Source organism: Cetobacterium sp. (genome assembly GCF_048470075.1).
In the GTDB taxonomy this organism is placed as follows: domain Bacteria; phylum Fusobacteriota; class Fusobacteriia; order Fusobacteriales; family Fusobacteriaceae; genus Cetobacterium_A.
This window is the reverse complement of the sequence record NZ_DBGBQB010000187.1, coordinates 1-6,871: the sequence shown is the minus strand read 5'-3', so window position 1 is coordinate 6,871 and position 6,871 is coordinate 1. Positions and strand designations below refer to the sequence as shown.

The 6,871-nt window shown below is 30.4% G+C and carries 8 protein-coding genes; all 8 read right to left on the bottom strand.

The features are described 5' to 3' along the window. Positions 1–210: 210 nt before the first annotated feature. A complete protein-coding gene (locus ACMOUI_RS06730; protein ID WP_418964960.1) occupies positions 211–774 on the bottom strand; it encodes a hypothetical protein in 564 nt (187 codons plus the stop codon). Between the two features lie 21 nt (positions 775–795). Beyond that, positions 796–1,611, bottom strand: coding sequence for a histidinol-phosphatase HisJ family protein (locus ACMOUI_RS06725; protein WP_418964959.1), 816 nt, complete (start codon positions 1,609–1,611; stop codon positions 796–798). A gap of 107 nt (positions 1,612–1,718) precedes the next feature. Beyond that, positions 1,719–3,569, bottom strand: a complete 1,851-nt coding sequence (gene mnmG, locus ACMOUI_RS06720; RefSeq protein ID WP_418964958.1) for a tRNA uridine-5-carboxymethylaminomethyl(34) synthesis enzyme MnmG — start codon at positions 3,567–3,569, stop codon at positions 1,719–1,721. A gap of 87 nt (positions 3,570–3,656) precedes the next feature. Beyond that, the gene (gene mnmE, locus ACMOUI_RS06715; RefSeq protein ID WP_418964957.1) at positions 3,657–5,024 is read right to left on the bottom strand and encodes a tRNA uridine-5-carboxymethylaminomethyl(34) synthesis GTPase MnmE; all 1,368 of its coding nucleotides are present in this window, start codon (positions 5,022–5,024) and stop codon (positions 3,657–3,659) included. An 11-nt stretch (positions 5,025–5,035) separates the two neighbouring features. Next, positions 5,036–5,761, bottom strand: coding sequence for an RNA-binding cell elongation regulator Jag/EloR (gene jag, locus ACMOUI_RS06710; RefSeq protein ID WP_418964956.1), 726 nt, complete (start codon positions 5,759–5,761; stop codon positions 5,036–5,038). A 10-nt stretch (positions 5,762–5,771) separates the two neighbouring features. Continuing rightward, positions 5,772–6,380, bottom strand: coding sequence for a YidC/Oxa1 family membrane protein insertase (locus ACMOUI_RS06705; RefSeq protein ID WP_418964955.1), 609 nt, complete (start codon positions 6,378–6,380; stop codon positions 5,772–5,774). A gap of 1 nt (position 6,381) precedes the next feature. Next, positions 6,382–6,618 (bottom strand): membrane protein insertion efficiency factor YidD, encoded by a 237-nt coding sequence (gene yidD, locus ACMOUI_RS06700; RefSeq protein ID WP_418964954.1) that lies wholly within the window; start codon positions 6,616–6,618, stop codon positions 6,382–6,384. 13 nt (positions 6,619–6,631) lie between these two features. Next, positions 6,632–6,871, bottom strand: a 240-nt coding sequence (rnpA, locus tag ACMOUI_RS06695; protein ID WP_418964953.1) for a ribonuclease P protein component, incomplete at its 5' end; no start/stop codon positions are given.

The window sequence follows — 6,871 nt, the reverse complement described above, 5'->3', positions numbered from 1 at the left end:
TATCATAATCTTTTATTTCAAAGATATCTCTTTTAAAATAGATATTATTTTCCATCTATCACCTCCTTTGTATTTTTAAAATTTTAAAACTATTTTTACTCTCTTTCGTAGATGTCTTTATATATTTATCAAGTGTTTTATCCCTATATGTTGCCCTTACTAAAACAACAATAAAAATAGAAAGCAATAGAATACAGCTCTTTAAAACTCTTACTCCTCTATCCATCCAACTCGATTTTCTCCTTCCTGAGAATAGTGATAGTCCAATATATTACTATAATTTATCCCCTTTAATGTGGACTTTAAATAAACATTTATTTTTAAAACTCTCTCTTTTTGAAAGATATAAAAAGCCAATCTATTTTCCACCTGATCACCATAGCCAAATATATAAAGAGTGAAGGCTTTGCTTAAGTTTCCATTCTTGGTTGTATCCACTTTAAACTTTGGATTTCTTACATTGTCATAGGGTATCTCGTATTTTAATTTTTTAGGTAAATAGACTCTTTCAATCTCATCTGTATCTGTTTTTTTCACAACTATATATTTTTCTAAGGTGTTTAACTCAATTGAATAGACCCTATTTTCATACATAGACCTATTGGTATATTCTAAAAAAAAAGTTTGTATAAGGTATCTACTCATCTCTAAATCCATTTTTTCATTATACTTAATCACTCTATAAAATAAAAAAGAGCTAACTGAAAAGATAATAGCAACACACGCTATTGTTTCTAAAAAAGTTAGCCCTTTGTTTTTTTTATTTTTGTTCATAATCACCTTCTTTTAAAGAGGTTATTTTATTTTTTTAAAAGACACATCAAGTTGATCAAAAGACGAGATATATTTTACACCTATACTCTCTAAAAAATCATAAGCTTTTTTAAAATCTTTTCCTAAATCTGATGCCTTATGTGAATCTGAACCTATTGTTATAATCTCTCCTCCAAGTTCAAAATAACGTTTTACTATATTATCACATGGATAAAATCTATTTTCGTTATATCTTATTCCTGAAGTGTTAATCTCAATACCTTTTCCTTTTGAGATAAGTTTTTTTAAAATCTCATCAATTATATCTTGATATCTTATATAGTCTATAAAACCTTTTTTGTCAACACCTCCATATCTTGTTATAAAGTCAAGATGTCCTTGAACACTGAACTCATTAAAGTTTTCAACACTTTTTAATATCTCTAAAAAATATTTATCATGTGCCTCTTCCCTAGTTTTATTTTTCCAAAATTCATTTTGATCTAAAAGAAGTTTATCCACACTGTGAACAGATGATATTATAAAATCAAAGGGATATTCCTTTACAATCTTATCTCCTATCTCTCCCAGATGTCTTTGAATACCAAACTCCATTCCCAACTTTATATCTAGGTCATTTTTATATTTCTCTTTTAATCTCAAAATAGTTGGAACATATTCATCTAAATTTAATTTAAAATCATCACTGTTAGAGGTTCCATTCACATCTAAATCCATATGGTCCGTTATTGCAATCTCTTTAATTCCAATCTCTTTTGCCTTTTTACAAATTCTCTCTAAATCCTCTACACAATCCCCAGAAAAGCTGCTGTGTATATGATAGTCGCTAACAATCATTACTCTCCTCCTAAATCAATTTTACAAATATAAGTATAGCAAAAAAAACTGCAAACACAAGTTTATTTACCCTATATTTACAGTTTTTATTATTGTTCATAGTACTATTATTTTTTTAAAGTTGCTAAAAGTAACGCAATATCATTTCCTGTTACTCCACTTATTCTTGAAGCTTCCCCTATTGAAAGAGGTTTTATCTCTTTTAATCCAGCTTTAGCTATATTTGAAATACCAACTACACTATCAAAATCAAAGTCCTCTGGTATACTCATAGCTTCCAATCTTTTAAATCTCTCTATCTGCTCTCTCTCTCTTTCAATGAATACCTCATACTTTATCATTGTTTCAATCTGATTTTTTACAAACTCTGGATATTCAGGAATATGTAACAGATGAGCCAAATCATCATATGATATCTCTTTAAACTTCAGAAGTTCATTAGCCTGTACTCCCTTTGTTAATCTCTGCTCTGCTCCCTTTTTTTCTAAAAGGTCATTGGCATCCTTCATAGGGACTTTTGTTTCTTTTATTCTCTCAATCTCTGAATAGACATCCTCTCTACACTTTTTTAAATATTCAATCTTTTCTTTTGGAACAATTCCAATCTCCTCAGCTTTATCTAAAAGTCTCATAAAGCCATTGTCGAATCTAAGTGTCAATCTATACTCTGATCTAGATGGTAATACTCTATAGGGCTCTGGAGTCTTTTTATGAATGATATCATCAACTAATACTCCAATATATCCTTCACTTCTATCAAAAATTACCGGTTGCTTATTTAAAGTTTTTCTAGCTGCATTTACTCCAGCTATAAAACCTTGTGTAGCAGCCTCCTCATATCCTGAGGTACCATTTATCTGTCCTGCAAAATATAATCCCTTTATTTTCTTACTCTCTAAACTTGGATACAGTTGAGAAGCTGGTGCATAATCATATTCCACCGCATAACCATATCTCATTATCTTAGCATTTTCCAATCCTTTTATGGATTTTAACATAGCCTCTTGAGCAAAAGGTGGCATCGCTGTAGTTAAACCATTTACGTATAACTCATTGGATTCACTAGACTCTAGCTCCAAAAATATTTGATGATCATATTTATCTGGAAAGTTTAATACTTTTCTATCTAATGATGGACAATGTCTAGGTCCATGAGTCTCTATTATTCCAGAAACTATCGGTGAATACTTTAACATCTCCTTAGTTACATTTAAAGTTTCCTCTGAAGTGTGAGTTAACCATGTAGGAACAACATTGTTTCTCTCTTTTTGTGTATATATAGAGAAATATCTCGGATGTTCCTCTCCATAAAGTGGTTTCATAACAGAAAAATCCACTGTTCTCTTATCTATTCTTGGAGGTGTTGCAGTTTGATATCTCTCTAAATGAACTCCATTTTTCTCTAAGCTCTCTGACAATCTCTCTGCAGAATTTTCCCCCATTCTTCCCGCGGGATACTTTACATCACCTATAACTATTCTCCCCTTTAAGAAAGTTCCTGTTGCCAGTACAACTGTTTCTGCAAAGTACTCTATTCCTAAAGCTGTTTTTACACCTTTTATAGCTCCATCTTCAACTAAAAGCTCATCTACGCTATCCTGCATAATCTCTAAATTTTCAGTTGCTTCAAGTAAAGTTTTCATCTTTGTTCTGTATAAAAATTTATCAGCTTGCCCTCTTGTTATTCTAGCTGCTGGACCTTTACTTGTATTTAAATGTTTTAATTGAAGATTATATTGGTCAGTATGTCTTCCCATCTCTCCACCTAAAACATCTATCTCTGCAACTAGGTTACTTTTTCCTGGTCCACCTATCGATGGATTACATGACATCATCCCGATATTATCCAATGCCAATGTAAAAAGTAATGTTTTTCTATTTAGTCTAGCACTTGCTAAAGCTGCTTCCACTCCAGCGTGTCCACCACCTACAACTATTACATCATACTTGAAAGTCATATATTTCTCCTTTTATTTTTGTCCATATACATAAATAAATATCAAAAAAATTATAGCCACAGACAATAAATCCGTGGCTAATACCTTTTATTTTCCTACACAGAAATTACTAAAGATATGATCTAAAAGATCTTCATTACTAATCTCTCCTGTTACCTCTGACAATGAATCTAAAGCCTCTTTTAAGTCCACAGCTATCAGATCCATTGGTAATCCCATATCTATTGTTTCAAATATATTTTCTACTGCTTGTTTAGTTTTTTCTAGTGCAGACTTATGTCTAACATTAGTGATAACTAGTTTTTGTGAGCTATCTTCAACTTGACCAGAGACAACATAGTTATATATCTCTTTCTCCATTGAATCTATCCCTATCTTTTCCAGTGCAGAAATCTTTATCCATTTTTTTATTTTTGTTAATGGTGTTACATCTAACTTCGATTCAACATCCGTTTTATTTATAAGACCAATAACTTTATCAGCATGAATTCTCTCATGAATTTTTAGGTCTTCCTCATCTAACTCTCTTGAGTTATCAACAACGAATAGAACTAAATCTGCTTTTTCAATTAGCTCTTTAGATTTCTCCACACCTATATTTTCTACCAAGTCATCTGTTTTTCTTATCCCAGCTGTATCTACCAGAACTAAAGGGATTCCATTCAGATTTACAACTTCCTCAATTACGTCTCTAGTTGTACCCGCTATATGAGTTACAATAGCTCTTTCCTCTCTTAAAATAGAGTTTAATAAACTTGATTTTCCAACATTTGGTTTTCCTACAATAGCTGTTTTTACACCCTCTTTAATCATTTTTCCCTTATTATAAGATTTGATTAAAGCGTCAGTAGTGTTAACCACATTGTGTAAGTTATCCACCAAATCATGAGGTAATGGATCATCTATTCCCTCTTCAGGATAATCTAAAACCACATTGACATGTGCAGAAACATCTAAAAGTTGTTTCTTTAATATATCTATTTGTTCTCTTAAATCTCCTCTTAGTTGATTTAAAGATAAAGAGATACTTTTATCAGTTTTTCCATGTATTAAATCTATTACGGCTTCCGCTTGAGTTAAATCCAGTCTTCCATTTAAGAAAGCTCTTCTTGTAAACTCACCTATTTCAGCTATTCTAGCTCCACTTTTCAATACCAATTCTAAAACTTTTTCTGTAATTAGAAATCCGCCATGACAGTTAATCTCTACAATATCCTCTTTTGTATATGTGTTAGGACCTTTCATTATTGAAACTAAAACCTCATCAACAATTTCATCTCCATCATAAAGATGTCCATAGTTAATACTAAAGTTTCTTAGTTTACTAACCTCTTTTTTTGATATAGGTTTAAATATTTTTGTTAGTATACATAAGGAATCACTACCTGACATTCTAACAATTCCTATTCCACCTTCTCCTCTTGGAGTTGAAATGGCAGCAATAGTATCAAACATATAACTCACCCCTACTTCTTTTTTCTAATAACAATATATCTTTTAGGGTCTTTTCCTTCGCTATAAGTATCTAATTCTGAATATTTATTAACAACTTCATGTATAATTTTTCTCTCTCTTGGTGGCATTGGATTTAATTTTATAGGCTTAGTAGTTTTCATAGCTTTTTCTGCCATTTTTCTTGCTAAATCTCTTAGAGTAACATTTCTTTTCTCTTTAAACCCTTCTACATCAACATCTATTCTAACATCTTTAATCAAAGTGTTTAATAGATATTCATAGCTATTAAGTGTCTTACCTTTTTTTCCAATAATTATTCCATTATCTTCTCCATAAAGATTTATAACACAATTTTTACCCTCTAGTCTTAGAATTTCAACTTCTAATTCAAGACCCATTTTATTTAATAGTTCTTGAGATACTCTTATTATCTCTTTTTCCCTATTCTCTTTTATCTCTTTTTTTACTTCTCTTTTTTCTTGCTCAGCTTCAATATTAGTTTCTGTCTTTACTGGCTCTCTTTGCTCTGAATCTGAAATCTCAATCTCTTCAGTTTCTACTTCTCTACTAATTTCAACTTTATATAATCCATCTTTAGCGAAAAAACCAAAGAACGATTTAGGCTTCTCTAACTCAGTAACTTGAACAACTTGATCTGCAGTAACCTCCAATATTTTTATAGCTCTAGCAATGGCAATTTCTCTACTGCTCGCTTTGATTTCAATTATATTTTCCATAACTTTAGCTCTAGTCTCCTTTTTTCATTATGAAATATTGTTGTACTATTCCTACAAAACTTGATGTTAACCAGTATACTTGTAATCCTGCTGGCATTTTATAAGATATAAATACCATCATTATTGGGAAAATATACATCATCTGTTTCATCTGAGGATTACTATCTGTTCCTGTTAATTTTTGTTGAATAAATGCTACAACTCCATTTAATACAGGTAATATATAATAAGGATCCGGTTGTAATAGATTCATCCATAGGAATGATTCTGCTGGAACAACTCCTCTTTCAGCTCTTAAAACACCAAATAGTGCCCATAAAATTGGTAATTGAACTAAAAGTGGTAAACATCCCCCAGCCGGATTTACATTTTTTTCTTTGTAAAGTTCCATTGTTTTCTGATTTAATAAGTTTTTGTCATGTCCATATTTTTCTTTATATTGCTCTAATATAGGTTGAAGTTGCTTCATCTTCTTCATTGACTTATCTTGTTTTAATGTTAATGGTAATAATATTATTTTAATTAATATTGTTAACCCTATAATAGCTAAACCGAAATTTCCTGTAATTCCATTTATAAACAGTAATATTTGTTCAAATATTTTGTATAAAAATTCCATTTTATTTTTTTCCTCCGCATTTTTTAGCTGGTGGCACAGGATCATATCCTCCTTGAGAATATGGGTGACACCTTAAAATTCTTAATATTCCTAAATACACTCCTTTAAAAACTCCATGTATTTCAATTGCATCATACATGTATTTTGAGCAAGAAGGTTGAAATATGCAATTTTTCCCCAAAAATATTGAAATATATTTTTGATAAAATCTTATTAAAATTAAGATAATTTTTTTCAAAATAAATAGTAAACTATTTTTTAGATAGTTTAGAATTTTTAAGAACACGGTCAAGATCTGTTTTCATCTCCTCAAAACTTAAAGTTTTAAATTTTTCTCCAGCTGTTCTCTTGGCAACAAAAATTATGTCATAACCTAAAATTATGTTTTTTTCGTTTAAACGACAATACTCTCTAAATAGTCTTTTTAGTCTATTTCTACAAACTGCATTTCCTGTTTTTTTACTTACAACAAATCCAAATCTATTTTGATC